This is a genomic window from Chlorogloeopsis fritschii PCC 6912 (assembly GCF_000317285.1).
Classification (GTDB): domain Bacteria; phylum Cyanobacteriota; class Cyanobacteriia; order Cyanobacteriales; family Nostocaceae; genus Chlorogloeopsis; species Chlorogloeopsis fritschii.
The window spans coordinates 1-26,851 of the sequence record NZ_AJLN01000122.1 but is presented as its reverse complement, the minus strand read 5'-3'; the positions used below and the strand labels follow the sequence as shown (position 1 = coordinate 26,851).

The 26,851-nt window shown below is 41.2% G+C and carries 31 protein-coding genes; 20 read left to right on the top strand and 11 right to left on the bottom strand.

Annotated features, from left to right (window positions below; genetic code table 11):
• The first annotated feature begins 101 nt into the window (after window positions 1-101).
• The 3 genes from UYC_RS0128495 (at window position 102) to UYC_RS0128485 (ending at window position 3,060) form a co-directional block, all read left to right on the top strand.
• Window positions 102-1,151, top strand: coding sequence for a BMP family protein (locus UYC_RS0128495; RefSeq protein WP_016879125.1), 1,050 nt, complete (start codon window positions 102-104; stop codon window positions 1,149-1,151).
• 111 nt (window positions 1,152-1,262) lie between these two features.
• Window positions 1,263-2,759: an ABC transporter ATP-binding protein gene (locus tag UYC_RS0128490; RefSeq protein WP_016879126.1), complete on the top strand. Its 1,497-nt coding sequence runs from the start codon at window positions 1,263-1,265 to the stop codon at window positions 2,757-2,759.
• Between the two features lie 100 nt (window positions 2,760-2,859).
• Window positions 2,860-3,060 (top strand): hypothetical protein, encoded by a 201-nt coding sequence (locus tag UYC_RS0128485; protein ID WP_016879127.1) that lies wholly within the window; start codon window positions 2,860-2,862, stop codon window positions 3,058-3,060.
• Between the two features lie 15 nt (window positions 3,061-3,075).
• Here UYC_RS0128485 and UYC_RS0128480 read toward each other — a convergent pair whose 3' ends face one another.
• A complete protein-coding gene (locus UYC_RS0128480) occupies window positions 3,076-3,651 on the bottom strand; it encodes a Uma2 family endonuclease (RefSeq protein WP_026087758.1) in 576 nt (191 codons plus the stop codon).
• A 66-nt stretch (window positions 3,652-3,717) separates the two neighbouring features.
• Here UYC_RS0128480 and UYC_RS0128475 point away from each other — a divergent pair, with 66 nt between their 5' ends.
• A complete protein-coding gene (locus UYC_RS0128475; protein ID WP_235083190.1) occupies window positions 3,718-3,894 on the top strand; it encodes a hypothetical protein in 177 nt (58 codons plus the stop codon).
• A gap of 9 nt (window positions 3,895-3,903) precedes the next feature.
• Window positions 3,904-4,947 carry an ABC transporter permease gene (locus UYC_RS0128470; RefSeq protein ID WP_016879130.1) on the top strand — a complete coding sequence of 348 codons (1,044 nt, stop codon included), beginning with the start codon at window positions 3,904-3,906 and terminating at the stop codon, window positions 4,945-4,947.
• A gap of 20 nt (window positions 4,948-4,967) precedes the next feature.
• Here the strand turns inward: UYC_RS0128470 and UYC_RS0128465 are convergent, their stop codons facing one another.
• The 3 genes from UYC_RS0128465 to UYC_RS0128455 all read right to left on the bottom strand — a co-directional run bounded on the left by UYC_RS0128465 (window position 4,968) and on the right by UYC_RS0128455 (window position 7,535).
• A complete protein-coding gene (locus tag UYC_RS0128465) occupies window positions 4,968-5,708 on the bottom strand; it encodes a Crp/Fnr family transcriptional regulator (RefSeq protein ID WP_016879131.1) in 741 nt (246 codons plus the stop codon).
• 229 nt (window positions 5,709-5,937) lie between these two features.
• Window positions 5,938-7,095, bottom strand: coding sequence for a helix-turn-helix domain-containing protein (locus UYC_RS0128460; RefSeq protein ID WP_016879132.1), 1,158 nt, complete (start codon window positions 7,093-7,095; stop codon window positions 5,938-5,940).
• A complete protein-coding gene (locus tag UYC_RS0128455) occupies window positions 7,092-7,535 on the bottom strand; it encodes a response regulator (RefSeq protein WP_235083191.1) in 444 nt (147 codons plus the stop codon). The genes UYC_RS0128460 and UYC_RS0128455 overlap by 4 nt, the downstream gene beginning before the upstream one ends.
• Before the next feature lie 432 nt (window positions 7,536-7,967).
• On the opposite strand from UYC_RS0128455, the gene UYC_RS0128450 reads away from it, so the two are divergent.
• The 11 genes from UYC_RS0128450 (at window position 7,968) to UYC_RS0128400 (ending at window position 16,389) form a co-directional block, all read left to right on the top strand.
• Window positions 7,968-9,242 carry an ATP-grasp domain-containing protein gene (locus UYC_RS0128450; protein WP_016879134.1) on the top strand — a complete coding sequence of 425 codons (1,275 nt, stop codon included), beginning with the start codon at window positions 7,968-7,970 and terminating at the stop codon, window positions 9,240-9,242.
• A 591-nt stretch (window positions 9,243-9,833) separates the two neighbouring features.
• Entirely contained in the window at window positions 9,834-10,736 is a 903-nt protein-coding gene (locus UYC_RS0128445) for an isoaspartyl peptidase/L-asparaginase family protein (RefSeq protein ID WP_016879135.1), read from the top strand.
• 37 nt (window positions 10,737-10,773) lie between these two features.
• Complete coding sequence (locus UYC_RS0128440; RefSeq protein ID WP_016879136.1) at window positions 10,774-11,817, top strand: hemerythrin domain-containing protein; 1,044 nt, start codon at window positions 10,774-10,776, stop codon at window positions 11,815-11,817.
• 208 nt (window positions 11,818-12,025) lie between these two features.
• Window positions 12,026-12,616, top strand: coding sequence for a hypothetical protein (locus UYC_RS0128435; RefSeq protein ID WP_016879137.1), 591 nt, complete (start codon window positions 12,026-12,028; stop codon window positions 12,614-12,616).
• A gap of 21 nt (window positions 12,617-12,637) precedes the next feature.
• A complete protein-coding gene (locus tag UYC_RS0128430; protein WP_026087759.1) occupies window positions 12,638-13,033 on the top strand; it encodes a DoxX family protein in 396 nt (131 codons plus the stop codon).
• A complete protein-coding gene (locus UYC_RS0128425) occupies window positions 13,026-13,748 on the top strand; it encodes a DUF72 domain-containing protein (RefSeq protein WP_016879139.1) in 723 nt (240 codons plus the stop codon). Before UYC_RS0128430 ends, UYC_RS0128425 begins: the two co-directional genes overlap by 8 nt.
• A gap of 365 nt (window positions 13,749-14,113) precedes the next feature.
• A complete protein-coding gene (locus UYC_RS40225; protein WP_321164281.1) occupies window positions 14,114-14,263 on the top strand; it encodes an SDR family NAD(P)-dependent oxidoreductase in 150 nt (49 codons plus the stop codon).
• Window positions 14,263-14,724: an SDR family oxidoreductase gene (locus UYC_RS0128415; RefSeq protein ID WP_026087760.1), complete on the top strand. Its 462-nt coding sequence runs from the start codon at window positions 14,263-14,265 to the stop codon at window positions 14,722-14,724. The genes UYC_RS40225 and UYC_RS0128415 overlap by 1 nt, the downstream gene beginning before the upstream one ends.
• Before the next feature lie 86 nt (window positions 14,725-14,810).
• A complete protein-coding gene (locus UYC_RS0128410; RefSeq protein ID WP_235083192.1) occupies window positions 14,811-15,299 on the top strand; it encodes a DUF4383 domain-containing protein in 489 nt (162 codons plus the stop codon).
• Window positions 15,300-15,311: 12 nt separating this feature from the next.
• A complete protein-coding gene (locus UYC_RS0128405; protein ID WP_016879141.1) occupies window positions 15,312-15,611 on the top strand; it encodes a hypothetical protein in 300 nt (99 codons plus the stop codon).
• 571 nt (window positions 15,612-16,182) lie between these two features.
• Window positions 16,183-16,389: a DUF4327 family protein gene (locus tag UYC_RS0128400; protein WP_016879142.1), complete on the top strand. Its 207-nt coding sequence runs from the start codon at window positions 16,183-16,185 to the stop codon at window positions 16,387-16,389.
• Between the two features lie 381 nt (window positions 16,390-16,770).
• On the opposite strand, the gene UYC_RS0128395 is transcribed toward UYC_RS0128400, so the two are convergent.
• Window positions 16,771-17,016 carry a hypothetical protein gene (locus UYC_RS0128395; RefSeq protein ID WP_016879143.1) on the bottom strand — a complete coding sequence of 82 codons (246 nt, stop codon included), beginning with the start codon at window positions 17,014-17,016 and terminating at the stop codon, window positions 16,771-16,773.
• Window positions 17,017-17,062: 46 nt separating this feature from the next.
• Window positions 17,063-17,254 carry a chlorophyll a-b binding domain-containing protein gene (locus tag UYC_RS0128390; protein WP_026087761.1) on the bottom strand — a complete coding sequence of 64 codons (192 nt, stop codon included), beginning with the start codon at window positions 17,252-17,254 and terminating at the stop codon, window positions 17,063-17,065.
• Between the two features lie 597 nt (window positions 17,255-17,851).
• Here UYC_RS0128390 and UYC_RS0128385 point away from each other — a divergent pair.
• Together UYC_RS0128385 and nuoB are read left to right on the top strand one after the other, a co-directional pair.
• A complete protein-coding gene (locus tag UYC_RS0128385; RefSeq protein WP_016879145.1) occupies window positions 17,852-18,406 on the top strand; it encodes a YciE/YciF ferroxidase family protein in 555 nt (184 codons plus the stop codon).
• 273 nt (window positions 18,407-18,679) lie between these two features.
• Window positions 18,680-19,426: an NADH-quinone oxidoreductase subunit NuoB gene (nuoB, locus tag UYC_RS0128380; RefSeq protein WP_016879146.1), complete on the top strand. Its 747-nt coding sequence runs from the start codon at window positions 18,680-18,682 to the stop codon at window positions 19,424-19,426.
• A gap of 7 nt (window positions 19,427-19,433) precedes the next feature.
• Here the strand turns inward: nuoB and UYC_RS0128375 are convergent, their stop codons facing one another.
• Window positions 19,434-19,817: a signal peptidase I gene (locus UYC_RS0128375; protein WP_016879147.1), complete on the bottom strand. Its 384-nt coding sequence runs from the start codon at window positions 19,815-19,817 to the stop codon at window positions 19,434-19,436.
• A gap of 422 nt (window positions 19,818-20,239) precedes the next feature.
• On the opposite strand from UYC_RS0128375, the gene UYC_RS0128370 reads away from it, so the two are divergent.
• Window positions 20,240-20,467: a hypothetical protein gene (locus tag UYC_RS0128370; RefSeq protein WP_016879148.1), complete on the top strand. Its 228-nt coding sequence runs from the start codon at window positions 20,240-20,242 to the stop codon at window positions 20,465-20,467.
• Window positions 20,468-20,630: 163 nt separating this feature from the next.
• Here the strand turns inward: UYC_RS0128370 and UYC_RS0128365 are convergent, their stop codons facing one another.
• From UYC_RS0128365 to UYC_RS0128350, 4 genes are all read right to left on the bottom strand, one after another.
• On the bottom strand, window positions 20,631-21,728 hold the full coding sequence (locus tag UYC_RS0128365; RefSeq protein WP_016879149.1) for a M24 family metallopeptidase: 1,098 nt from the start codon (window positions 21,726-21,728) through the stop codon (window positions 20,631-20,633).
• A 385-nt stretch (window positions 21,729-22,113) separates the two neighbouring features.
• The gene (gene ndhI / locus UYC_RS0128360) at window positions 22,114-22,722 is read right to left on the bottom strand and encodes an NAD(P)H-quinone oxidoreductase subunit I (RefSeq protein WP_026087762.1); all 609 of its coding nucleotides are present in this window, start codon (window positions 22,720-22,722) and stop codon (window positions 22,114-22,116) included.
• Window positions 22,723-23,331: 609 nt separating this feature from the next.
• Entirely contained in the window at window positions 23,332-25,176 is a 1,845-nt protein-coding gene (locus tag UYC_RS0128355; RefSeq protein WP_016879152.1) for an ArnT family glycosyltransferase, read from the bottom strand.
• A gap of 236 nt (window positions 25,177-25,412) precedes the next feature.
• Window positions 25,413-25,985, bottom strand: coding sequence for a hypothetical protein (locus tag UYC_RS0128350; RefSeq protein WP_016879153.1), 573 nt, complete (start codon window positions 25,983-25,985; stop codon window positions 25,413-25,415).
• Window positions 25,986-26,396: 411 nt separating this feature from the next.
• Here UYC_RS0128350 and UYC_RS0128345 point away from each other — a divergent pair, with 411 nt between their 5' ends.
• A complete protein-coding gene (locus tag UYC_RS0128345) occupies window positions 26,397-26,729 on the top strand; it encodes a DUF565 domain-containing protein (protein WP_016879154.1) in 333 nt (110 codons plus the stop codon).
• Window positions 26,730-26,851 lie beyond the last annotated feature (122 nt).

Genomic DNA, 26,851 nt, shown 5'->3' with positions numbered 1-26,851 from the left:
GTCCCCCTCCTTGTCTCCCCATCCTCTTTATCCTTGCTGCTAGCTGTCGAATTTTTCTGTATTCTGTACCTATATCTAGATCTATTTATAAAGACTGGTATATGGCGCTAAATTTTGGTAGACGTCAATTTCTTTTGTATGGTTCAGCTACAGTTAGCACGAGTTTACTACTGAAAGCTTGCAGTAGTGGTCAAACTCCAAAACTGACAATGAATGGCAGAAGTTTGAAAATAGCGATCGCCCTTCCTGGTGTAATTAGCGATCAAGCTTGGAATCAATCTGGTTACGAAGGCGTACAGTTGGCTAAACAAAAGCTGGATGCCCAAACGACTTACGTAGAACAAGTTGCACAAGCAGATCAAGCGGAAGTACTATCTGATTTTGCTCGCAAGGATTACAATGTGGTGTTTGCCCACGGCGGACAATTTGATGCAGCTATTCAACAAGTTGCACCACAGTTTCCCTACACATTTTTTGTAGCTGTAAATGGTGCAGTTAAAGGCGAAAATATCGCTGCTTTGCGAATAGATCACCTGCAAGCTAGCTACTTGTGTGGCATTATCGGTGCATCAATGTCAAAATCCAACAGACTAGCTTACATTGCCGGACAAAAATTTGAAGCTACGGAGCAAGAATTACGTGGCTTTGAACTAGGAGCAAAAACGGTGAAGCCAAATATTAAAATTACGTCTTCCTTCACAGGAGATTGGAATGATGTCGCCAAAGGCAAAGAAGCCACACTCGCCTTAATTTCTTCTGGCGCTGATGTAATTTACCAATGGTTAGATAGTGCTTCTCCCGTAGTGCTACAAACAGCAAGTGATAAAAAAATCTATGCTTTTGGTAACACAAAAGACCAATTAGAAATTGCTCCAAAAGCAGTTTTAACAAGTGCTGTTAAACGCATGGATTTAGCTATTGCTTATCTAGCAGAATTAGCAAATAAAAATGAATTGAAAGGTCAAATATATACCATTGGCTTAGAAAGACCAGATATCTTGACTCTAGGAAAATTTGGTGACATGGTTCCAGAGTTAGTACAAAAAGAAGCATTGAGTACAAAGCAGGATATTGTTGCTAAAAAGATTACTTTTGAAAATTGCAAAGAGAGTGGTAAAAATACACGTTGTGTTAAAAGAACAACCGCTTAATCTTCTCATGCTTACGTTTGCACGAGAAATTCTTCTTAGCAAATTATCTATGAAAATCTCTGCGTTACTCTGCGCTTCCTCTGCACTCCTCTGCGTTTAAAAAACGATAATATGACACATTTACGCCTAGAAGGAATTACTAAGAGCTTTGGCTCATTTATTGCAAATGACAATATCAGCCTTAGTATTGAAGCGGGTGAAATTCACGCAATTTTAGGCGAAAATGGTGCAGGAAAAACCACTTTAATGAATATTATTAGTGGAATTTATCAACCTGAATCTGGTCAAATTTATTTAGAAAATAAACTAGTAAAAATAACATCTTCACAAGAGGCAATTCAACTAGGTATAGGCATGATTCACCAACACTTCATGCTTGTACCCCAATTGACAGTAACAGAAAATATCATTTTAGGAAAAGAGAAGTATTGGCACCTTAATCTACGTAAAAAACACCAAGAAATTGCATCTTTATCTCAAACTTACAAATTAGAAGTTGAACCTACTGCCAAAGTAGAAAACTTACCAGTTGGAATGCAACAGCGGGTAGAAATTCTTAAAGTCCTCTACCGCCAAGCTAAGTTATTAATTCTCGATGAACCAACAGCTGTTTTAACACCATTAGAAGTAGAGTCTTTGTTTGCAATTCTCCGCCAATTAGCCACTGCTGGAAACACAATTATTTTTATCAGTCATAAGTTAGAAGAAGTAATGAACCTATGCGATACAGTAACAGTGTTACGGCGAGGGCGTGTGGTAGCTACAAAAACAACTCAAGAAACAACACCTCAACAATTAGCAGACTTAATGGTAGGGCGCGAGGTTTCTTTAGAGCTGCATAAATCTCCAGTATCACTAGGAAAGACAGTATTGTCAGTACAGAAATTGCAAGTTCTAGATCAGCGAGGTGCGATCGCTGTTCGGGATGTAACTTTTGAACTGCGAGCAGGAGAAATTTTAGGTATTGCTGGTGTGGATGGTAACGGGCAGCGAGAATTAGCTGATGCTGTAGCAGGATTGGGAAGTGTTAGACAGGGGAAAATTGAGTTTACACACAACTCCTTTCCTCTTGTAGTGGGGTACATTCCAGAAGATAGGCAGAAAACGGGTTTAGTATTGCAATTTAGCATTGCCCAAAATCTGATTTTAAAGGCTTTTAAGAAAGTACCTTTTTGCTGCCGCTTTTTGCTGCAACCTCAGGCGATAGCTAAAAATGCCAAGTCTGCAATGCAAGAATTTGATATCCGAGCGGTGGGGATTGATGTTAAGGTAAGCCAACTATCGGGGGGAAATCAACAAAAGGTGGTTTTGGCAAGGGAATTGAGCGCAGAACCCGCATTAATTGTGGCGATGCAACCAACACGAGGATTGGATGTAGGAGCAACAGAAGCAGTACAGCGGCGGTTGTTGGCAGAACGCGATCGCGGTGCAGCGATTTTGTACATTTCGACAGAGTTAGAGGAAGTGATGGCAATGAGCGATCGGATTGCCGTCATGTACAGGGGTGAGTTTGTGGGTGTTTTGGATGCCCAGAGAGCGACAGTGGAGGAGATAGGTTTGTTGATGGGTGGAGGGATAACAAGACGCTCTGACGCGGGGACACGGTGACACGGGGAGGAAATTCCTATCTTAGTGGTTGATCGCATTATTGATCGACAACCTATCATTTATGTAGATGAGATTTGGAGTCAAATCACGGAGGAATGAAATGACTGAAGCAGAAATGAGAACCTTACACACCAAAATTGATGCTGGAGTAAAAGCAGCTATTGCCGCAGCGATTGAAAGACATCGCAAATTAGGTGAGTCGATTAGTATTATGCAAGATGGGAAAGTAGTTACTTTAACTGCGGAAGAGATACCTGATATTCAATTGCCAATAAACTTTAGTGCTTCAACTGATAGCTAACAATTAGCTTTATATTCATTCTTCGCTTTCAAAATTCACATTCTCATAAAGGAGTTCAATCGCACAACTAAATTCAATGCTTTCTATCGTGATGATATCTCCTTCTGTGTACGGGTAATAAAGCCACATTCTGCCTTCACCACGACGATAAGATTCGACTCCAATTTTTTCAGATTCAATGATAATGTATTCTTGTAAAGTAGGAATTGTACGATAGTAGGCAAATTTTTCACCTCTATCTTTGGCTTCTGTACCAGGAGAAAGAACTTCGATAATTAGTTTAGGATATTGAATAAATTTGCGAGCATTCAAGTCCCGCGAATCGCAACTAATAATAACATCTGGGTAGTAATATGGGCTATTAGGGCTAACCTGTACTTTTACATCTGCAACATTGATGCGACAGCCTCTAGAACGTAGATGGGGATATAATGCCCTGTAGATGTTAAGGGCGATATCATTATGGGGAATAGTACCCCCAGTCATTGCCAAGACTTCACCGTTGACATATTCATAACGGCAGTCTTGTAGTGGTTCCCATTCGAGGTATTCCTCGATAGTCATTTTTTGAAGTTGGGAGTTGGCTATCATTGCGTTTAACAAGGTAGAGCATTTGACTGAGATTTTAATACTTTCTGCTTGCAATTAAGCTTTGATTTGAGCAAAATAGCACGCTGGTTTATTCAACTTGAAAAAGATATTGATGAACTGGCAAATAAATTTGATTATGACGAGCAACGATTAATTTTGCTTCAGCACGCACTTATAGATCTAATAGATTTTTTGGACAAAGACTATATTTACTTCTCCCCAGAATACCGTCAAAAAATTTGATACTTGTAAATGATTAGAACTAACCGTATTCAACGCCTGACTCTACCAATTTTCTCGCCTCTAATTGCTATAGTATCTGCTCTCATCGTCGGCGCAATTCTAATCTTACTTGCAGGAGCTAATCCTGTTACTGCATATACCACCCTATTTCAAGAATCTCTCTCTACATATTTTGGATTTGGCAATACTCTCACCAAAATGGCACCCCTATTGTTAACTAGTTTAGGGGTGTTGGTAGCGTTACGTGCAGGGCAATTTAATATCGGTGGAGAAGGGCAAATTTATCTGGGTGCTTTGGGAAGTACTTTGGTAGGGTTGTACGTGCAAGGTTTACCGGGAATAATTCACGTACCACTGGCGTTGCTGGCTGGTTTTCTCTTTGGTGCGGTTTGGGGTTGGATTCCGGGTTATCTCAAAGCTATACGCGGGGTAAATGAGGTAATTACTACGTTGCTGCTGAATTATATTGCCGTAAATTTAGTTAGTTACTTGGTTCAAAACCCACTGCAAGCACCAGATGCACCTAGCCCTTATTCACCATTAATTGCCAAATCTGCACAATTGCCGATTGTTTTACCAGGAAGTCTCGCTCATGCGGGAATTTTGCTGGCGTTAGTTGCAGCAGGAATTTTGTGGGTGTTGTTAGTGCGATCGCCTGTTGGTTATCAAATCACCGCCGTCGGATTTAACCCGATCGCTTCCCGTTACGCTGGTATTTCTGTAGAACGCACAATTATTTTAGTGATGGCGTTAGCAGGTGGATTAGCAGGGTTGGCGGGTGCTTCTGAGGTGATGGGGTTGAAATATCGCCTGTTTGAACAAGTTTCCCCCGGTTACGGATTTGATGCGATCGCGATCGCCTTCCTCAGTCGGGGTAGTGTTTTAGGTGTAGTTATTACTTCTTTATTTTTTGGTGCCTTGCGTAGTGGTGCGAATGTAATGCAGCGCAGTGCAGGTGTTCCCGTCACTGTAGTTTATGCTATTCAAGGTTTGACTGTATTGTTTATTGCGATCGGTCTTGCAGTGGAAAGACGAATAAAAGGTAGTGATTAATAAGGGAAGGCATATACAAATCATCCTTCTGTCCTCTGTTTGCAACAAAGACCTGATGCAGAATCTCTTGGCTTTTTTCCGAGTAACTGGTCGTATTGGTCTCTAACGGTTCTGAAACACTCACACGAAGCTGCTTCTAGTCGCTGTTGATTGAGGATCTTGATATGACCGCGATTGTACGAGATAATACCGCTCTCCTGAAGCTTTTGAGCGGCTTGGGTGACACCAGCGCGGCGCACGCCTAGCATAGCGGCAATGAACTCCTGCGTCAGTGGAAGTTCATTCGATTCAACACGGTCTTGCACCTCAAGCAGCCAGCGTGCCAAGCGTTGCTCCAGGACATGGAGGCGATTACAGGCGGCAGTCTGTGAGATTTGCGCAATCAGGGCTTGAGTGTAGCGCAGCATCACGTCACGCAATTCCTTATTGCGCTCGAACTCCTCCCGCACCACCCGCGCATCCACCTTCATCGCGCTGCCAGGAATCTGTATGGCAGATTCAGTCTGCGTAGTCTCACTTCTGCCCATAAAGGTGTTGATGCCAAATACTTCCCGGTTGCCAGTCAGACCCGTCTCAGCTACAGAGCCATCACTCATGGTGATGGTTGTCGAGATTAGGGAATCGATTGGGAAATAGAGATCCTGAATAATCTCTCCAGGTCCGTGGAGTCTTTCACCCAGAGACAACGATACTCGCTTCGGGGCGAGCTTCTCGTATAATTCACGAGATAGGGTAGCAAGCAAATAGTTTTCAGCAGTCATTTGGAAAGTTACACAACTCGTACACAAGTCATTGAGCTCAATTATGTAAATCTTAAGTAAAGGCTATCAACGAGCAAAATGGATAAGTCAAATAAACCAGAAGACTAATTCTAAAAAAGTTTTTGTAACAAGGAACTGTTTTTACAGATACAAAAAGAGGGCAGCAGAGCTACCCTCTTGCCCTTAACTTAAGTGTCATTTGCCTTTAACCCTTTCCCCAAAAATTTTCCTATGCCTTCAAAATCAGGTGATGACGGGAGTCTACACTCAGTTTCTTTTGCTGCTGTAATTGCCTCAGCAGCCGAGTGACGGTAACTCTAGTTGTGCAGCAAGCAGTGGCAAGGTCTTCATGAGTTAAACGAATACTCAGCCGAGTTCCATCCGCTACAGGTTGCCCAAGTTCCTGCTTTAATAACTGTAATAAATTATGCAAGCGGTCTGTGACTCGTGATTGCCCGTAAATAGCTAGCAAAGATTCGGTTTGTCTCAATCGTTGGCTAATTGCGGGTAAAAGGCGCTGTTTGAGTTCAGGAGATGTCAAGAACTCGCTGAGGGGAATGCACCATAACTTAGTATCGGCGAGGGCAGTTGCCTCATAGAACGGTAGAACACTCAAGCTAGGGCCAAACGGGGCTGAGGCTCCTGCTAACCCAACTAACACCTGTTGACCGTTAGGAGAAAACGTTGTTAGCTTCACCAGTCCCGAACAAACCTGCCAAATCGTCTGAGGGTTTAAAGGAATTGTTTCCCCCTTGTGATAAACCTGCAAAGGGTAGCCTACATTAGTATTGCTGTCAGGCTGTTCAGCTACTTGAACCTGGTTGCGATCGCTCAACTGACGCAATAGCCAGCGCAGTGTTAGTGGTTGGTTTGATGTGTGGCGATTGACTTCTACGAGGACATTCGCATCAAAAGCTACTCCTTGTACAGGCTGCAAGCGGACTTGCCACTCCTGTTTCCAAGGTCTTTCCTGAAGTCGCTGCAACTCAACCTGAAATTGTTGCCGCATTTCATGAGTTACAAAAGTGGTTAGAGACTTACCAATCAACAGTGATTGCGGGAAATTAAGCAACTTACCAGCCACCCCATTCGCTTCTTGAATTATTCCTGCCGCATCTGTCAAGAGGCACGCCTCTGGAATAAACTCCAACAACTCCTGGTAGCGCTGGCGTTCGGCTTTTACAGTTTGGTCAGCCAATGATAACTGTTCATTCTGCTGGTACAGTATTTCTGCTGCTACCTGAAGTCGCTCAAAGGCAATGCCGAGTTCAGGAAGAGCCGCTGACAGATGAGCAGGCGGTAGTGAAAAGGTATTGATTCCTTGATATAGATCAACTAAGCGATCAGACATCGCCTTGATTTGTTGAGTAAAAGCAGTTGCATTCATCTTGCAGGCACCAATTGAACTTGTCTAGCCAAGCAAGCAACTGTTGCAATTAACTCGTCGATGTCAAAAGGTTTTGATAAATGCTTACAAAAGCCTGCCGATAGGGCATTGGCACAATCTTCTTCCGTATCGTATACCGTCAGAGCGATCGCTGGAATTTCGATTTGTTGCGCTTCCTCAAGAGCTTTCACCTTGTGTATCAGCGAGTAACCATCTTCATTGGGCAAGCCAATTTCGCTGATCAGCAGATCTGGTTTAACCTGTTTAAGAATTGTGAGAGCTTCATTTGTTGACGTCGCGCTGATCGTCTCAATGCCATACCCTTCAAACACCATTGTCAGCAGAAGTCTAGAATCAAAGTCACTATCTACAACAAGCACTTGCAGACCATTGAGCGGTAAATATTTATTAAGGGATAAAGAAAAATTATGACACATCATCAGGAAGTACTTTGTCCGAATCTAAAGAGCGTTACTAAATTAAGCAGACAACATTTGCCTAACGTTTTGTGTAGAGACAAATGCTATCAATTCTTCATCGAATGATTAGGCTCTTTAACCAAGAGACTAGGAAATTCTCTAATGTCGTAAGTTGAAGAACAATAACTAGCAATGCCGAATGCTTTAGAACCATTATTTTAAGATAATTCCTATCCTCGTAAAGTTCAGTACGAAACCGTACTCAACAGAGCTACTACTGACACCAAAAACTCGTGGAACGACGAAAATCACCTAAAAGACATAAAAACAAAAGTAATAGGAAATAATACCGAGCAACCTTTTCTTTCTACTTGCAGATGGAGGAATCAAATTTCTGCTACCAATACCTTGTTGATCAGGTAGATGCAGGAGTGAGATTTGAAAACATTTTCTATGAACGCAACATCTGAGTTTCATCACTTTCAAGGAAGTTCTTTTTCCGATTTGTTTGCTCAAGACACCACAGATAAACGTTATGCGTTCATCCTAAATTATCCTGCAACTGCCAGTTGGGCGGCTTACCCCAACACGAAAAAATACTTTCTTCAAGATGGCAGTAGTGAAGCTACTAAAACCCCCTTCGACAAAGTTTGCCAAAAGGAACCTTGGAAAAATTTAGCCGTTTTAGGCGACACCCTGCCAGGAATTGTGATTATTCCACCACAAAAATTGCTAATTGAATACTGGCAGGAGCATTTTGGCTTTAGCTACTCCAACATGGAGCATATACACTGCTCGACTTATTTAGATGAACTCAGCTATAGCGATCGCTTTGATAAAATCATCACTCTATTTCCCTTTGATCATCTCCAACCCCAAAAACACGCGATCGCACAAGACACTCACTACCACTTACTCAGCAAATTAACGCTAGCCGAACTAGGAGTACAATGTCCGAAATATAGGAGCTACAATCTCCACGTTGTCAGTCTCCAAGATATTCAGCTACCAGAACAATTCCCCTACTTAATCAAAACATCCCACGGACTCTCAGGAGAAGGCACCTATATTATCAACAGCAAAAGCGATTTGAACTACTGCTTTGAAGAATTGAGGAAATATCTCGATATTAAGTTACTCGATGTGATTATTGTCTCGGAGTTCGTCAAGAATGTCGTACAAAACTACTGCGTGCAGTTCTATATTAATAAGGCAGGAAATATAACGCTCATCGGCACTACAAGCCAACTTGTCACCCCAGAGGGAAACTATTTAGGCGGGCTAATTAACTACCGCGAAACTAAGATGAGCAAATTCTTTGCGATGATTGCCACTATTGGTAAGTACGCTCACCAGCAGGGGTATTTCGGCGTGATAGGCTTTGACGTGCTGGAAGATAAAGAGGCGCAGCTTTATGCTATTGATGCTAATTTCCGAGTTAATGGCTCAACGCCACTTTGCTTGCAGCGCCATACTCTTCTGAGGCTGGGCAAGGAGGTAGCTAAATATTCCACTGACTACCGCATGGATGGGACATTAGATTCTATTTTAGTAACCTTGAAACCAGAACTAGAGCGCAAAGACTTTATCATTTTGTCGGCTTTAGAAAAGGTTAAATACGGAAAAATCTACACCGGAATTTCTGGAATTGTGGCTGGAGAAACGTTGGAAGAAATGCAGTATATTGAGCAGAATTTACAAAACAAGGGATTGCACTGGATTGGGTAAATAGTATGCTCTTAAAAAACAAGGCAGGAGGCAGTAGACGCGTAGCGGCTTCCGTAGGTAGGAAAGAGGATTTGACTTTTTTGTTCCATTTATAGCGGGTGGCAGTGCCGCCAGTTAAAGTGCTTTCCAGTTTTTCTTCAGTAAATTCTTTTCCTCATAATTATCTTGGTAACAAGACAAGCGATCGCGCCGCATATATGTCAAAAACTTTTGTCTAGCTCAAGGCATATTTAATGTGAAGTTAGTTTGTTTGCTTAAATACAATTTTGAATCACGTAACGAAAATAAGCTCCACATATAAATCATAAGTTTAGTAGTACAGATATAAATTAATCTCAACTTTTGGTAGAAGTCGATATAACAAACATAGCTTATTGTTGCTTTATAAGTAGAAAAATCAATAAGGACATAAATATTACCAAACAAAAATTATAATTTTTATCCAAAAAATCAACTAATAAACAATAGTATTAGTCATGGTAAATCCCAAAATAAATTGTTAACTTGCTGTTAAATGACTTCAGTCATTCCACGAGCGCTTAAAGCTTAACGAATACACAAATACACAAGCCAAAAAACGCAGGAAAAGATATGACACTGAGCATCATTGTTCACGGTGGGGCGAAAACCATCTCAGAAGACAAGGTTGCAGCCAACAATGCTGGCTGTTTGGCAGCTGTAGAAGCTGGCTGGGCAGTGTTGACACAAGGGGGATCTGCCCAAGAAGCTGTTGAGGCAGCCATCCGTGTTTTGGAAGCCAGTCCGACTTTTAACGCCAGCCTGGGAGCAACACTTAACAACGACGGAGAAGTGGAACTAGACGCGGCAATGATGGAGGGTAATACCTTAGGTTGGGGAGCAGTAGCAGCAGTTCAGGGTGTGCGTCATCCCATCTCGGTGGCACGCAAAATTATGAATGAAAAGCCCAGATTCCTTGTGGCGCGGAGTGCAGAACGCTTTGCCGCAGAGAACGGAGTCGAGATGTGTGCAAAAGAAGACTTGGTTGCTGATGAGCAACGGCAAGAGTGGCAGGAGCAGCAAGAAGTTCTGGATCGTCCCAACACCATTGGCTGTGTGGCTTTAGATGCTAGCGGCACCTTGGCAGCTGGCACCTCAACAGGAGGCACTACAAATCAGCAAGCCGGACGCGTCGGTGATAGTGCGGTTGTTGGCTGTGGCTTATATGCCGACAATATACTCGGTGCTTGCTCAACAACAGGTGATGGCGAGTCGATTATTCCGGTGGTTTTAGCTAAAACTGCGATCGATTTCCTGAATGGGGATAGACACCCAGACGAAGCAGCGCAGATGGCAATTGACGTTTTGGCATCTAGGGTTGCAGGAGAAGCTGGGTGTATTGTTCTAGATTCTGAAGGAAGAGTTGGCTGGGCGTATAACTCGCAGGATATGGCAGTTGCTTATATGACTGAGGAACTGGATCGGGCGGCTGTGTTTACCAAGAAAGAATCTAGGCAGTTGCAGAAGGCTTTATAGATTTTGGTGGCTTCAATAATTGTTAGAGGAATAAAAAATGGTATCAACTTTGGATGACACCAAGCGCCTTTCTATTGCAACAAAATTGGCAGATATGAAAGCACTACAAAATCTGCTGATTAACAATGAGCAGCAATTTATTCAGGATTGCACTGATGATGAGATTCGCGATCGCCTACAGGATATGCTCAAAGACGATCAAAAAAACCTAGGCATTCTTGATACTGTGATTGTTCAGTACGGCGTTAAGGGTGAGCCTAAGAAAACCTCTCAGAAAATGATTGAGCAAGTTCAGGAACTAATGGAAGGTTCTGAACTAACCTTGTTTGAAAAAGTACAAGAGCATGAATTGCTCAAGCATAAGCAAACGATGGCTGGACTATTAATCCACAAAGCTGCTCAAGTTGTTGGTGCTGATGTTGAAGCTGCGATCGCTCCTTTAAATACAGTTAACTTTGAAAACCGCGCTCATCAAGAGCAACTCAAAGGGATTCTAGAAATTCTGGGTGTTCGCGAACTGACAGGACTACAGCCACAGCAGGGACTGTGGGCACGAGTTCAAGATGCTGTTGCAGCCTTAACCGGCGTGGTAGGTAGTGTAGTCACGCGTACCGATGACGAGATGACTATCCGTGAGCTTCTCCTGATGGATCATACTAAGGCTGATACTCTGTTTATGGAGATTTTAAGTGCTAACGATCCTCAAAAAATCCAAGAGTATTTTGGGCAACTCTACAAAGATATCAAAGTTCATGGTATGGCCGAAGAACAAGTCGTTTACCCAGCAGTTCGTCCGTATTACGAACACACACAGGAAATATACGCTCAAACCGATGAAGTGATGGAGATGTTAGACGAAATTAAGGCTGTTGATCCTGCTTCATCCGAGTTTAAAGCCAAAGTAGAGCAGCTAAGAACTGCGGTGCGAACTCATATTAATCAAGAAGAGAAGGATATATTCCCCAAACTCCGCGACAATTTCAGCCACGAGCAGCAGAAGCAAATGGCTACCGAGTTTAAAACAGCTAAAAGCAGACTGCAAGAGCAGATGGCAGCTTCACTCACCGAGCAAGATAGCTAAAGAAAATTTAGCGATCGCATTAACCCTGCTAATATCTTGCACCATTCGATCTAGTTCTCGTTACCAGGTTGAACCTGGTAACGAGGGTTTGTGGGTTTGCCTGATGGCTGTTGGTAGCTGTGCAAATGGTGATGGATAGCATCATCACACACGCACCTAGCTGTGTGCTGATTCTGAAAGCCTATAAAGGAAATCTCAACTCTGACTAATGGTAAACGTCAATATACGAAATATTGCATACACTTGGGGATCTACGCCTGAAGAAAGGCTGATGCCATTCCCATGCGATCGCTATATAGAAAATAGTGACGAAGCGTATTTCCGAGCCATAAGTGTGAAAGCACCAGAGCGAATTTTATTTCGATGGCTATGTCAACTCAAGGTTGGCTCTTACAGTTATGACTGGATTGATCGCCTCGAAAGGATGTTTTTTCCGGTGCAAGATTCAATCTCAGAGCCTCCAAGTCCTAAACAACTAATTCCAGGTGTGGAAAATTTAGCTCTTGGTCAAAGAGTTATGGGCATTTTTAAACTTGTTGAATTTGAAAAAAATCAACATTTAACAATAGTAATGGATGACGAACGAGCTATAGATATGTTTGGTAATATTGCAGCAAGTTATGTCATTTTTCCAATTACAGAAAATACTTGTCGTCTAATTCTTAAAGGACATATTCAATATCCTAGAAATAACTTTTGGTCATGGATACGTTATGTTTTGCCGTGGGGAGATTTAGTGATGATGCGTCAGCAGTTTTTGAGGCTAAAAAGTCTAGCTGAAAATCAGGCTTCACTATAGCTGGAGGTGAAGATTTAGAACATGAGAAGGTACAAACTAGTCTTCCGAATCATACTAGCAGTAGGGATGGTAATAGTTGGTGCTTTGCACTTTACTCACTCAAGCGGATTTGAGAAGATTGTGCCGGATTACCTTCCCCACCATCTAGCATTGGTTTACACTAGCGGATTTTTGGAAGTTTTGGCTGGAGTCGGATTATTAATTCCTAATCTTAGCCGTTTTGCTGCATGGCTTCTCGTTGTACTTTTTATTACTGTTTTCCCAGCTAATCTATATCAGGCAGTTAATAACATCGAGGTTGTAGCATTACCACACGATCCGCCACTGATTTGGTTGCGGCTCCCTTTTCAGGCTTTATTAGTGGCTTGGGCTTGGTGGTTTACAAGAGATAATGTAACTGAGAAACTGAATGGGTAAGCTGCAAATTGGAACCAGTGGTTGGGTTTACAAGCATTGGATGAATATTTTTTATCCAGCGCATTGCAAGAACGAACAGCAACTATCATTTTATGCCCAGCATTTTTCGACTGTAGAAATTAACTTTTCCTTCTATAAGTTGCCAGAAAGGTCTATTTTTGAAAGTTGGCGAGCGCAAACTCCAGAAAAATTTATTTTTGCTGTTAAAGGTAGCCGCTACCTCACCCACATGAAGAAATTAAAAGATCCAACTGAGCCATTATCGCGCCTAATGGAGCGTGCATCTGGATTGCAAGAAAAACTTGGCCCGATTTTATTTCAATTTCCTCATACTTGGCACATTAATATTGAGCGTCTTCAGCCTTTTTTGGAATTGCTGCAAACATACCCGCAACAACGATTTACATTTGAATTCCGCCATTCAAGCTGGTTGATTCCAGAAGTTTATAAACTACTGGAACGTGCAGGTGTAGCGCTTTGTCTACCTGTAAGCTCAACAGTTCCCCTTGATGTCTATTTGACTACCCCTTGGACTTATATTCGTATGCACCAAGGGCAATCAAGTATTGGTTATAGCGATGAAGAGTTAACTACCTGGGCTGAACGTATCCGTTCTTTCCTCGCCCAAGGATTTGATGTGTACGTATACTTCAATAACGATCCAGATGGTTATGCTATTCGGGATGCTCAACAACTGCAAAAGACATTGATTTGATACCTATTAACAATATATTTACTGATAGTAAATCTTCAACTGATACCACTTTTTTAGCAGTTGTGGCATTCATAACTTTTTTGTAACCACGGTCACTAATTAACTTAAATAAAGGCTATTCTTCTGGTAGAGATTGGTCTGTGCCTATGGTAGAAGTTTTAGGAAAACAGTAGCAGGTATTTTAAGTATTAGTTTGATTTTTAAAGCTTAATTAATTACTAAATTTGCACTATAGATATTAATAAATATAATTTTAAAAAATCACTCCAAAATGCATCTCAAACATAATCAAAATAAATTTTGAGCAAATTGTATTTCCTGAACTTTGATTTATAGGAAATTTGGACAATAAAGGAGTAGAAACAATGCAGTTAAAGCCGATAAATCAGCAGGTTGTTGCAGTCGTAGGAGCTTCAAGTGGCATCGGGCGAGAAACGGCGCTGCTGTTTGCCAAACGAGGTGCATCGCTTGTTGTGTCTGCCTGCAGCCAACCAGGGTTGGAGTCTTTAATGTGATGCCAGCCTCGATTAACACGCCCCTGTTTAATAAATCCCGCACCAAGATTGGTGTCAAACCACAGGGTATACCGCCGTTCTATTCACCACAGCCTGTTGCTGACGCAATTGTTTACGTTGCCGAACATCCAACCCGTGACATTGTTGTTGGTGATGCTGGACAGATGATGCTTTTCGCCCAACGGCTTTCACCCCGATTGATGGATGCTTTCGTAGTGCAAACCGGTTTTAAGGCACAGATGACAGCCCAACCCAAGCCAGAAGATGCCCCAGATAATCTATTTGAGCCGATCTCAGACTTCGATCGCGTTGAGGGAGATTTTAGCGATCGCACACAGGCGAGCATCTCTACCTGGTTAGAAACTCATCCAAAGGTAAAGTGGGGTACGCTCTTCACCTTGGGAGCAGCAGCATTAGGAGTAGTGGCAACACAAGTCTTCAAAAACGGGGCGCAAATTTAATTTGCCTTAGAAGAAAGTTAACCATCTATCCATAGGAATAGTTGAGTTAAGAAAATTTTCCATTGTTATGAACAGCAAGGAGTTCGATGATGAAAACAGGACAGATGAAGGCAGGACAGTACTTCGCCTTAATTACTGGCATTATCTTTGTTCTAATTGGTTTTATGGGATTTATTGGAGGCTTTGTTAAAGAGCCTACGGCTACACCTGATATGGCCGGACTTTCATTCACAACTGGATACGGTTATCTGCTGGGATTATTCCCCATCAACGTCTTACACAATATTGTTCACCTGCTTGTGGGATTTCTGGGAATTTTTGCATCCGCCTCGTTGGGCAGTGCCCGCCTCTATAGTGGAGCACTAGCGCTCTTCTACGGACCACTAGCTGTCATGGGGCTTTTTCCTCCTACCCAGTCAACTTTGGGCTTGATCCCAATTTTTGGAAATGATGTCTGGCTTCATGGATTTACTGCCGCGATCGCCACTTACTTTGGCTTTATTGCTAAACCGGATCTATTGGAGCTACGCACGGGGGTACCCACGGGGGAGAGCAGCACTCGTAGCCAAGGATAAAAAGAAAACGCCGTGAGACAAGACAACAACTTTCCTCCTGACTGGACACGACGGCAACTACTCCGGTTTGGGCTAGCAGGTATGATTTTACCGCTCGCTGTCTCTCAACTATCCAATTGCCAGAAGTGGAACTTATTAGTTATGGAAAGCTCAAAGCAGATTGATTCAGGAGCTACTCAAGGACGGTTGTTGTCTCGCCCAACTCGCCCCACAACAACTGCTGTGGCGGGGTTACATCCACTAGGGCTGGATGCACAGCGAGATGGTTTTGTCTATGTGCCCAAAACCTATCAAGTAGATCAGCAAATTTAACGGATTCCACACAGTTCCGAGTGCGATCGCCCAAAGAGCTATGGAGTGGTTTACTCAACCAGCACCAAATGGAAACTAAGGAAATCTACACGCAACCAAGCTCTTCATCTTGATCTAGATAAATTGGCAATGATAATGGAATATCTATTAAGTTTAATAAGTTGTAAAGATAGAGAATTTTTTCTAAATTCAGTAGTCTATTAATTTAAGCAAGAATATATTCAATTATACAAACTTAATTTGCATAAACTAACTCTTTGGGTAGCTGTTGTTTAAATATAATTATTTTATATTAAGGATAGTTAGAACATCAAAACCTCTCTTTTAGATTTAGCAGCTCATTACAATTGCCTCAGTTATTCTGAGGCAATTTTATTGACTTTAAAGGTATAGCCTTTCCACAAATGGAGAGTTTTTAGTTGTAACAAATAAAAAAATTTGTATTTGACAATACTAATTAAATTTACATTAAATTCAAGCTTTAGATAGAAGTTTTTATTTACTACAATCAGCTATAAGAAATATCATCTTATAAAAATAAAAAATTTGAAAATATATAAATGACTTTATTATGGATGGGATAAATTTTATTAAACATGAAGTAATATATCTGTTGGAAAAGGGGCTTGTTAGTCGGAATCAACCGATTTTTATTCTCTTGAATTACATAACCACCTGTGAATGGGTTTTCGTGGAAAATGAGTTAGAAGAGAGAAACTTTAAATTTAGCGATTCTATTGGCGATTTAATTAGTATAGAAGAATGGGATAACTATTAATGCAATGAATTAACTGTGTGGGTTGAACATAGCTAAAACTTTTGAATTTTTGTGATAATTTAAGGAGCGCGATCGCATTTATAAATTTGATTGCTCAGTTTGAGATGCACTGAGTTTATTTCATCGATGTCTTTCGTGCGTATATAACCATCGCACAGTTTAATGCCTGTATAATCATCTATGCATTACATTTGCACAGATGTATCTTGGCGTTGCTGAGTCACAGCATGAATCTAAATGTAGACGCTTACGCCGCAGGCTGAAGCGTTTCTACAAGAGTTTTGGTTCCAACAAAATCACTTTCATACCCTAAATCAGCAATGCCTGTATTTCAAGGAAGATAAAGACTGCTGTTCTGATGTATGCAGTTCATTATGCCTACTAAGCTTCAAGCGGCAAATAATCAGACAATGACGCACCAAAATTTGATGGCACTAACTCCCAACCTTGAGCTAAAAGGACTTGCATAGTGTGATATCCCTTTGAACCGCCTGGAATTTCATAATCTGGTAAGCAATATTGGGGAAAACTTGTACATGGTTGCCAAGGATCTTGAGGGGACAAACGCAGGTGAAGAATTTTCTGTTTAAATGGATGTGGCGAATGCCAGCACATTTGACGTTTCATTTTGACTTGTAACTGAAATTTAAGTAATGGTCAATTGCTAAACTTTTCAGTGGAGCAGATCGTGAACCACGTTAGAGCTAGCTAAATTCCAAATTAAGTAAGTTGTAAGGCCGAGCATAGCCAAACGGCCGTTCCAAAGTTCGGCTTGGGGAGTCCAACCAAATATAAAGGCATTACGGTTTAATGTATTGTGAGCTTGAGCAACAGGTTGTAAATCAGTAGAATAGCCAGTTTTCATTGTCAAGGTTCCTTCAACAAATCTCAACATTGGCGTCATACTTTGATAGTAGCCATAACCCACCAAACCATTACCTGTCTGTAGGTTTAAACTGTATCCAAGCCTTAAGAGTGAAGCTAGTGCCGAGACAATGTATAGGGAAACACGAAATACACCCCACTTTTACGGGCTTCAAGGTGGCTACCTAACTTTTCAAACAAACAGCCACGTCCTACAATTCTATAAGTAATACCAATTTGAAAAAAGAATGCGACAAATAGACATTGTAGAGACGTGCCATGGCACGTCTCTACTTGTGCCATCAGAAAAATTAGTAAGTAGCAGCTTTTTGAGGATAATTCAACGACAACGCCATAGGATTTTAAATTCTGATTGTCCATACTTGAAAGTGTCAAAATACCACTATTTAAAGAGGATAAAATTGTTTTTTTAGACATCAAAAACAGTATTATTAATTACCTAAATTTTGTGTTCTATCACACTTATCCTTTTTACAATCAGTTGTTTCTATGGTGTGAGGAGCAACAAATATTGCCAAGGTAGGGTTGAAGATGTGGTTGTTAAGTACAACCAAATTCCTCAGGTAGGAGAATAACAATGGTTAATCTACAAGAACGACCAGCTGCTATTACAAAAATCACAAACCTGCAAGAAAAGTTCGCTTACGAACTTTGTAGCATATATGATGCTGAACATCGTTTTCTAGAAGCTCAACAGATGATGTTGCAATGTGTCGTTAACGATCAGTTAAAGTCGTTGCTCCAAACCCATATTCAGGAAACTGAACAGCAAATCAAGAATCTGGAGCAAATTTTTAGCACGATGGCACAGCAACCCAAGCGGATTAACTGTGATGCTGCGGCTGGTTTAGTTAGTGACGGTCAAAAGTTGATGCTGTTAACTACTGATAATCCTAGTATTTTGGATTTGGCAGTGGCAGGAGCGCAAGCAAAGGTAGAAAGCTTTGAGGTCACCTGCTATCGTAGCTTAGTTGCAGGTGCCGAAAACATGAACCAGAACGAAGTAGTGCAATTACTACAGCAAAACTTGCAGCAAGAGCAGCAGACAGCTCAAAAAGTAGAGCAGTGCTTACCACAGTTACTTCAAGAGGCAATGGCAAACACTGCTGATGTTAGCGTAACAGTTTCCTAATTTTGTGTATCTAAGGCGTGTCTGCAAACTCACACAATCGATATTAAGAGATTACTGTACTTTGCAGACACAGCCTAGAAATTGGCAATTTCACAACAGGAAAAAACTTTGTGTTGATAATGACAAATTAAATTAATAAATATCCACTTCTAAGGATAGAAGGGATTCAAAATTATAAAGCTTAATTTAAGGGGAAAGATAGAAAACATAAAGTATTAAGCTGACAATCAAGATTTTTATTCCAGCTATTCATAAATTCTTTGAGAGAAACTGATGAATCCCCCTGATTTCAACTCAGATGGCTCTTTTGGGAAAGAAAAAATAATGGCTCCAGTTAGTTATGGAGTGACTAATGAACTTTCCGAAAACGTCATCTTAACGACACTAGACGATTTATATAATTGGGCGCGGCTCTCCAGCTTATGGCCTCTTTTGTATGGTACTGCCTGCTGCTTTATTGAATTTGCTGCCTTGATTGGCTCGCGGTTCGACTTTGATAGATTTGGTTTAATTCCTCGTGCAAGTCCGCGTCAAGCTGATTTAATTATTTTGGCAGGTACTCTGAATATGAAGATGTCTCAACCGACGATGCGTCTTTACGCGCAGATGCCTGAACCGAAGTATGTGATTGCTATGGGAGCCTGCATGATCACTGGTGGTATGTTCAGCGCTGATTCTCCTACTGCTGTTCGGGGGGCTGATAAAATTCTACCTATAGATGTTTACATACCTGGTTGCCCGCCTCGTCCAGAAGCAATTATCGATGCCATCATTAAGCTTCGCAAAAAAATATCTAATGATTCGATGCAGGAACGGAGTAAAATTACACAGACACATCGTTTCTACAGCACCACTCACAACATGAAGGTTGGATCTCGCATTCTGACTGGTGAATATCTGCGATCGCCTTCACGCCAAAAACCACCTGAAGCCTTGACACAAGCAATGGGAATGCCTATTCCTCCTGCACTTCAAACTATGAAAAAGGAAGCAGAAATAGAGCAAAAAGGTAATTGGTAGTTTTCTATTACCCCTTACTATTTGTTGTCATTACCACGCTATCGCCAGACTTTGAAGGCCATCTAACAGTAAGAATAGTGCAGTCAGACTCAGCAAGCCAACTATGGGGCACACCTGCACACCAAAGCACGTAATCGCCCTCACGAGTTAATACAATTTCCCTATCTTCAAATTGAAGACGAAATAGCCCATTAATGAGAATAGAAAGAGTAGCAGCTTGGTTATTTACTGCCCATTGAGTTCTGCTATCTCCTGCTTTGTGGACTGCCCATTTCACTTCTAGCGTTTCGGTTGAGCGCGGATCTTCATTAGGGGTGATAAAGTGACCAATAAACCATCCCCAGCGATTTGCACCTTCAATGGCAGCATTTCCAAAAACAACTTTAGTCATTGCTGTACCGTCTTTTTTTTAGCGCATAACTGTTGGAAGAACTAAGATCGGAAAGTTTTAATCAAGAGGTCTACCAATATATACACTCCATCTTAAACTTATATAGCAGTCCTGAATAATTCTTGAAAAAGAATATTCTCGACTTATTTGATAAGTCGGGAATTTTAATATTTTTAAATTTGTAAAAATCAAATAGGCTTGTTATGAGCTACATTAATGGGTAATCCACTATTACTTTAGTAGTGATTGCTGACGATAGATAAATAAGAACTAAAAAAGTACATTTTATTCAGTTGCTAATAAAATTGTATTAACAACCACAATTTAAATTTATATTTGGTAGTTCTTAAGAATGATGTAGTAATTAGAGATGTTTGGAATTATGGCAAAAGATAAGCCAGATATACACAACAGAAAAACTCATGGATCTACAAGAACTCCAAACAAAAGCAGCAGCGAATAACGATTTCATAGTAGACAAAACAAATCCCACAAATTCCAAGGGATTTGAGCCTATGTCTCTGGTACAAAGAGTTAATTTAATCATCAGTAAAGAGTTACCTGACCTTCGATTCCTGAGTGTTATCTCAGTTAGCGTGGCAAGTTTATTATTTGTTGCTGCTATTTATTACGGAATTATCAACCCCTAAATAGAATACCTAAGCTAGGGAACCTTCCTCCCTAGCTCAGATTAACATTTTTCTATTGTTTTTCTTGACTCTAATTTACGCTATTAATTTTGTTAATTTGCATATTTTAAAACTCAATATGAAGTTGGAAGCCCCAACTTTGCCAGAGCATAGTCGGAGTAGTTCACATCTCCAACACTACCGCGCGCAACCTTCCCTCTACCTCTACACTAGGAAAATTTGGATCAAAAGTTAGATTCTCCAACTTACCATTATCAAGGATCGCAAAAGTATCTTCAATCTTTGCACCAGGTAAACTTGGGTTCCAAGCAACAGCCATGTTTTCTGCCAAAGTCTTAGTAGTACTGGGATTGGCTATAATTTCTCGCGACAGATATCCTGTGGTTCCCCCCTGATGATGTTCGCGGATGGCATTAGGAAATCCATGCTGTTGATAGGCTTGAGCTAAAGTTTCATAAACTGCATTTAGAGTTGTTCCAGGTTTACACAAGTTTAATGCTTGGGCTTCTATTTCGCGGATATGGCGGTGCAATTCGGCGTGTTCATCCGAAACTTTGCCAAAACTGACAAATCGCGTCAGATTGGCATATAAACCATATTCTCTAGCGCAAAACACCATCATCGCTTCCCGTCCAATCTCTTCCCCTGTCGGGGTAGAATGCCGATATAGCGGTAAACGCCTCTCTCCAGCAACCAGTGTTAGCGCTGGATGTAGCCCCTTTGCCCACAACGCCTCTGCACCTGCACCTGCTAATTGATATTCTGTCCAAGTAGGTTTGGCAGCTTTGAGAACCTCTGTCATCGCTTCGCTGGCTTTACGCCCCACTTGACGATACCGCTCCAACTCGCTTGGCATCATTACCTGTTTATGTTCTTTTAAAGATGAAGGCAATCGCTTTTCAACATGAGGAATGGGGCGATCGCTTAAAATTTTTCCTCCATCAGTAGCATCACGAACAAAAGCCTCACGAACGGTAACATCTGCCCAAGGGTTGACATTTAACTTGAAATTAGTTGGTAGTTCTTCATCCACAAGACGCTGTGCTTCTATTTCGTCTGTTAATACCCAAGCATCCTGTAACGTTACCAAAACTTCTGCTACTCCAGTTTCAGCAGTAAGAAGTACGGTGTTGGAACTACCAGCAGTTGCCCAAGTAAACCAGTCTGTACCGCGCAAACGCAAACCTTGCGCTTCAGTTTCAGTTAGGGTTTGGCGTATTAATTCCAGTTTGCTGGAGACTTCTTGATTCAAAGCATTCATATTATCTTTTTTCACTATGTTCAAAAAGGGAGAATTACCTCTTTCCCCTCTAGAGGCGATAATTTACAAGGGAATTGCTTTCAATATGTGATTGCCATGCGGGTGCAGCAGGGGCAGAAAAATCGGAGATTTTTCTGCTGTCAGCGGAGCCGACGCTGTAGTTACACAGCAACCACAGCCATTCCTGCACCCACCATCGCCAAAGCTGATTTCATCTTCATATCGGCATACTTGCCTCGCTTTTCATGCCTACCTATCTATCTACCAAACCCATGTTGATGGTCATCGGATCTGTTCTAGTTTCAATCCTTCTTGTGTAGGACATAAAGTCTCGCCTTTACAGGGATTTGCACAACACCATCTCAATACAATTCAAGTGGGAGGCTCAGTTTCTGTTGCCTTGGTCTTGTCCATCTTCTTCTTGCTCCAAAATCTCAGAAGGCGTCAGACCAGCACGACGAGCATCATCTGGTAGTCCGTGAGGATTGATCGCACCTTTAGGTAAGTACACTAATTCTCGTAATGGAGTTACCATTGGGTCTAGCGTCACTTTGTAAGGTAGTCTTCCCATCGCCACATTATCAAAGTTCAACTGATGGCGGTCATAAACAGAAAGTTCGTAATCTTCAGTAAATGACAGGCAGTTTGTTGGGCAAAATTCAACGCAGTTACCGCAAAAGATGCAAACCCCAAAGTCAATGCTGTAATGCTTAAGTGTTTTCTTTTTAGCTGCTTTGTCAAATTCCCAATCTACTACTGGGAGGTTAATAGGGCATACGCGAACACAAACTTCACAAGAAATACACTTATCAAACTCAAAGTGAATCCGACCCCGGAAGCGTTCAGAGGGAATGAGTTTTTCATAAGGATACTGCACCGTAATTGGACGACGGCGCATATGGTCAAAAGTAACTGAAAGCCCTTGTCCAATATATCTAGCTGCTTGAACAGTTCCTTTGGTGTAGTCACTCACTTGCTTAAGGAAGTTAAACATTAATATAGCCCCTACTTTGATAGTCATTAATGAGACAGTAATAGTTGCCAGTCACAGCAACCTCTGTCCGATGAAATACTCTAAAATTAAGTTTTTTTGTAAAGAGAATTACAAAATTTCTGCATCACAGAAGTTTGTAATAACCCACACAACAGCCATTTGTTTAATCATTCCTTGATTCTAAACTTTTTTGACAAGCTAATAAATCAAGCAAGTATTATATAACTAATAATTAACTCTTTAGATGGAAGTAAGCCATTAATATAATTTGTAATCATTGAATAATGCAACATCGTATAAAAGACTCAAACAATAGAGCTTCTTGCAATTTATTTGCTTGAAGCTCTTTTTTTAGAATTTTATCTTCATCAATATTCTTGTTCTTGTATCAATAAATTATTGAACTACGTCTGATGTGAATTAAAATAGCAAGCAAAAATTATGTTTTAGAAATCGACCACAGATAAACACAGATGCACACGGATAATTTATCTGTGTTTATCTGTGTCCATCTGTGGTCGTTATCATTATAAAATTGGATTTTGCAATCAATCTATTATTTGCTGCGAAGGTGAGTTCGGCTAATTCACATTAGAAGTTTTTTGTATACTAATTTGGATTCTGTTGTTGGTTCAGAGGTACTCTAATTAACTGATAAGCACCGCTCTTTCCTAAACTTTGATAATTAGATGGTTGCAAGCCCATTTCTGGAAACTTTTTCGGTTGCGCTAAAACTAATACAGAATCAGCCTGCACTTTATTCGTAGCATCTTTCCTAATATAGTCTCCCGCTGCTGCACTCATTTTGATGTAATTTACCTGACGCTGAGTATAAAAAACAACAGTAGGCTTTTTAAAGCCTACCATGATTAATTCTTCACCTGGTTTATGGGCTTGCACTGCGATCGCCGACAATTCTCGTAAAGGTAGTTGACGCTCATGATCTATCAAAAACAAAGCTGGGGTGAGGACAAAAATCATAAACGCCGCAAATCCTAACAAATTCACTCCCATTAAAGGAAACCAGCGGCGACGCAAGATTAAGGCTGCCAACACTACCGCACATACTAACCAGATAATACCTCCCAACACTGATAAACCAGACTGTTGCAGAAGCTGGCGGAATTGAGGTGCAGCCGGATCGGTGCCTATCAATTGGGGTACGTAAAATAGTGCTACTGCTATTGCTGATACAAATACAACATTTACCCAACCACTCCAGAACAAGGGAGATGTGGAAAATTTCCCCGTGTCTTTTAGTAAATCACCCCATAATAGCGCCACGAGGATTGCTGCTGCTGGCATTAGAGGTAAGACGTAGCTGGGAAGTTTAGTGACGGCGATCGTGAAAAAGCCAAATATACTAACAAACCAGAAAAAGGCAAACAAACGAAATTGTTGCGATCGCTCTTGAGAGAGCCAGTACTTTCGCTGCCAAAATTTTACTCGTGCTATTGCTAGTGGTAGGTACACTGAGTAGGGGGCAAAACCCAGTAATACCACCACAAAATAAAAATACCACGGAGCGGCATGACCGTTAACTACTTCTGTAAATCGTTCAATATTGTGGTAACCAAAAAAAGAATTAATATAATTCCAACCATTACGCCAAATAACTAACAGGTACCAAGGCAGCGATAAACCAGCTATTATCAGCACACCCGCCAGAACCTTCATTTCCCGCATCACTTCTGGCAGCTTGCCCAAGTACAGTAAAAATGCACCAATAATTAACCCTGGCAAGACAATACCCACCGGGCCTTTTGTTAAAATTGCACCAGCAATTAGTACGTAAAAAGCCAAGTACCACTTATTAGGGATTAGGGATTGGCTACTGGGTACTGGGTACTGGGTATTGTGTATTTCCCTATCCCCTATCCCCTGTCCCCTATCCCCACGTGCATATCCCAAAAAAAAGCAAAATAATGCCGATGCTATACAGCCAGTTAAAAGCATATCTGAGACACCCGTTCTTGCCCAAACAATCATTTCTGGGCTTAGTGCCAGTATGGCTGCTGCTAAAGAGGCTGTTAACCAACGTCTGCTAGGGCGAGAAACTTGCTCTAAAACATCTTCTGTTGCCAGTTGCCACTGCACGGTGTAAAAAGTTAGGCTAATTACACCCATGGCTGCGATCGCTGATGGCAAACGCACCGCCCACTCATTCACTCCAAAAATGGCATAGGCGATCGCCTGACACCAATAAATTAAAGCAGGTTTATCGAAACGAGTTTCACCATTAAAAAATGGCGTGATCCAATCACCAGTCAAGTACATTTGGCGGGAAGCTTCTGCAAACAATGGCTCTGTTTCATCAATTAAGCCAATACTTCCTAAGTGCCAAAAGAAAGCTACCCCACCAATTACAAGCAACCATAAAATTGACAAAGCTACAGCAAGGGCTGGGCGCTTGCCAATATTATTGAAAAACTGGTTAAAAGCACGAATTGTCATTAGTTAACAGTTAACAGTCACTAGTCAATAGTCAATACATAACAGTCACTAGTCAATAGTCGTTGATGAATAATTTTTTGTTCTTTGCTAATCGTTGGTTGTTATTTTGACTCAACTTATACAAGCTAACAGCCGGAAAAATTTTGAAAAGTACGGGCGGGTTTAGAAGATAAATTGTCGGTTTGAACCGAAAGATAATCAACAAAACCCGCCCCTACTAAAATATGGACTAATGACTAGTGACTCAAAATCAATTCCCATTCTTGTTTTTGTGGATTCCACACAGGTGCCGATGTTTCTCCTACAACATAAGGCCCCCAGTAGCGACGAGATCCATCCTGTGCAAAAGCAACTAAAATATCTCCCTTCTGCAGTTTTAAGTTCTCGTTTGGCAAGGATAAAATTAGCCCCTTCTCACTACCTTCTCTAGGAGCAAAATCCCAATGTGCTGGAAGACTAGAATTAGCCTGCCCAGGAGAGCTTTTCACACCCGATCGCCTTGTTAGCAAAGCAAGACGCACGGGTTGCTCAGTTTGATTGCTCATTCTTAAAGTTCCCTGCCCTGCTCCTTTACCTGCCGAGCTTTGATGATATGCAAACAAAGAATTTTTAGATGTAGATGCCCCAGTGCTTAAAGTCGAAGCCATCGCACTTTCTGACTGAATTTTTTCACTGGTATCAATAGAAGACGCATTTGATTGTGTTGTCTCAGATTCAAAAGAGACTTTAACTTCGTAGCATCCTGCAAGCAATAGCAATCCTGAACAGGCAGCTGTGAAAACAGCGCGATAGTACAATGGTAATTTCATATTGATAATTATTTAAAAATAAGTACTTTTTCTAGGCTCTTTGTAAATAGCTGCCTACAATCGCAATGGACAATCAAACTAGCTTGTCCACCGTAGATTCTTCTAGAATTATGGGGTGATATGTATTATTTGTGCCAATTTGAGCATTGACTCCGAAGGTAGCCCAAGTCAAAAAAATCTTGATGCTCAACTTCTTAGCGCTTGCTCAAGACAAAAAAGCGTGTAAATTTTGATTTACACCCCAAACCCAGGAGAACCCCAAATAATTTTCACACAACTTTATGTTAAACCTATAATATCTCCAACATGGAGTTATTTCATCAGATTTTGACTAAAACCTTTTCAAAGGTGGGTATATGGGCTTAGAGGTGTACACCCTTTAACTCCTGATGCGTTCGCACTGTCTCACTAATGCAAAACACTCGTCTTAACAATCTTTCCAATGTCATTGCTAACCGTTTGCGGCTATGGCTTTTTAATCCTTGGCGACGGCTAGCCGTAATTTTAATAAGTTTTTTGTCCGGTTTTTTTCTAGGATCGGCTATTTCGAGTACAGCCGGTCAAACTGCTCAATGGGACATAGTTGCAGCAGCAATTTTAGTGGTGATGACAGAAATCGCCAGTAGGATATTTTATAATCGCGGCATAATAGCACGACAAGCATTCTGGGTACAATCAGTCAACTCTCTGAAAGTTGGTCTTACCTATAGTATGTTTCTGGAAGCTTTCAAGCTGGGATCGTAATCAATCAGGAGACAAGGGGACACGGGGACACGGGGACAAGGGGAGGAATAGACAAGCAACCTACTAACTACTGTACGGGCGGGTTTAGAAGATAAATTATTAGTTTGAACGGCAAGATTATC

Excerpts from the sequence above, each read along its gene's own strand:
- UYC_RS0128495 (WP_016879125.1), top strand. The coding sequence starts at position 102 with ATGGCGCTAAATTTTGGTAGACGTCAATTTCTTTTGTATGGTTCAGCT.
- UYC_RS0128490 (WP_016879126.1), top strand. The coding sequence starts at position 1,263 with ATGACACATTTACGCCTAGAAGGAATTACTAAGAGCTTTGGCTCATTT.
- UYC_RS0128485 (WP_016879127.1), top strand. The coding sequence starts at position 2,860 with ATGACTGAAGCAGAAATGAGAACCTTACACACCAAAATTGATGCTGGA.
- UYC_RS0128480 (WP_026087758.1), bottom strand. The coding sequence starts at position 3,651 with ATGATAGCCAACTCCCAACTTCAAAAAATGACTATCGAGGAATACCTC.
- UYC_RS0128470 (WP_016879130.1), top strand. The coding sequence starts at position 3,904 with ATGATTAGAACTAACCGTATTCAACGCCTGACTCTACCAATTTTCTCG.
- UYC_RS0128465 (WP_016879131.1), bottom strand. The coding sequence starts at position 5,708 with ATGACTGCTGAAAACTATTTGCTTGCTACCCTATCTCGTGAATTATAC.
- UYC_RS0128460 (WP_016879132.1), bottom strand. The coding sequence starts at position 7,095 with ATGAATGCAACTGCTTTTACTCAACAAATCAAGGCGATGTCTGATCGC.
- UYC_RS0128455 (WP_235083191.1), bottom strand. The coding sequence starts at position 7,535 with ATGATGTGTCATAATTTTTCTTTATCCCTTAATAAATATTTACCGCTC.
- UYC_RS0128450 (WP_016879134.1), top strand. The coding sequence starts at position 7,968 with ATGAACGCAACATCTGAGTTTCATCACTTTCAAGGAAGTTCTTTTTCC.
- UYC_RS0128445 (WP_016879135.1), top strand. The coding sequence starts at position 9,834 with ATGACACTGAGCATCATTGTTCACGGTGGGGCGAAAACCATCTCAGAA.
- UYC_RS0128440 (WP_016879136.1), top strand. The coding sequence starts at position 10,774 with ATGGTATCAACTTTGGATGACACCAAGCGCCTTTCTATTGCAACAAAA.
- UYC_RS0128435 (WP_016879137.1), top strand. The coding sequence starts at position 12,026 with ATGGTAAACGTCAATATACGAAATATTGCATACACTTGGGGATCTACG.
- UYC_RS0128430 (WP_026087759.1), top strand. The coding sequence starts at position 12,638 with ATGAGAAGGTACAAACTAGTCTTCCGAATCATACTAGCAGTAGGGATG.
- UYC_RS0128425 (WP_016879139.1), top strand. The coding sequence starts at position 13,026 with ATGGGTAAGCTGCAAATTGGAACCAGTGGTTGGGTTTACAAGCATTGG.
- UYC_RS40225 (WP_321164281.1), top strand. The coding sequence starts at position 14,114 with ATGCAGTTAAAGCCGATAAATCAGCAGGTTGTTGCAGTCGTAGGAGCT.
- UYC_RS0128415 (WP_026087760.1), top strand. The coding sequence starts at position 14,263 with ATGCCAGCCTCGATTAACACGCCCCTGTTTAATAAATCCCGCACCAAG.
- UYC_RS0128410 (WP_235083192.1), top strand. The coding sequence starts at position 14,811 with ATGATGAAAACAGGACAGATGAAGGCAGGACAGTACTTCGCCTTAATT.
- UYC_RS0128400 (WP_016879142.1), top strand. The coding sequence starts at position 16,183 with ATGGATGGGATAAATTTTATTAAACATGAAGTAATATATCTGTTGGAA.
- UYC_RS0128395 (WP_016879143.1), bottom strand. The coding sequence starts at position 17,016 with ATGAAACGTCAAATGTGCTGGCATTCGCCACATCCATTTAAACAGAAA.
- UYC_RS0128390 (WP_026087761.1), bottom strand. The coding sequence starts at position 17,254 with ATGAAAACTGGCTATTCTACTGATTTACAACCTGTTGCTCAAGCTCAC.
- UYC_RS0128385 (WP_016879145.1), top strand. The coding sequence starts at position 17,852 with ATGGTTAATCTACAAGAACGACCAGCTGCTATTACAAAAATCACAAAC.
- nuoB (WP_016879146.1), top strand. The coding sequence starts at position 18,680 with ATGAATCCCCCTGATTTCAACTCAGATGGCTCTTTTGGGAAAGAAAAA.
- UYC_RS0128375 (WP_016879147.1), bottom strand. The coding sequence starts at position 19,817 with ATGACTAAAGTTGTTTTTGGAAATGCTGCCATTGAAGGTGCAAATCGC.
- UYC_RS0128370 (WP_016879148.1), top strand. The coding sequence starts at position 20,240 with ATGGATCTACAAGAACTCCAAACAAAAGCAGCAGCGAATAACGATTTC.
- UYC_RS0128365 (WP_016879149.1), bottom strand. The coding sequence starts at position 21,728 with ATGAATGCTTTGAATCAAGAAGTCTCCAGCAAACTGGAATTAATACGC.
- ndhI (WP_026087762.1), bottom strand. The coding sequence starts at position 22,722 with ATGTTTAACTTCCTTAAGCAAGTGAGTGACTACACCAAAGGAACTGTT.
- UYC_RS0128355 (WP_016879152.1), bottom strand. The coding sequence starts at position 25,176 with ATGACAATTCGTGCTTTTAACCAGTTTTTCAATAATATTGGCAAGCGC.
- UYC_RS0128350 (WP_016879153.1), bottom strand. The coding sequence starts at position 25,985 with ATGAAATTACCATTGTACTATCGCGCTGTTTTCACAGCTGCCTGTTCA.
- UYC_RS0128345 (WP_016879154.1), top strand. The coding sequence starts at position 26,397 with ATGCAAAACACTCGTCTTAACAATCTTTCCAATGTCATTGCTAACCGT.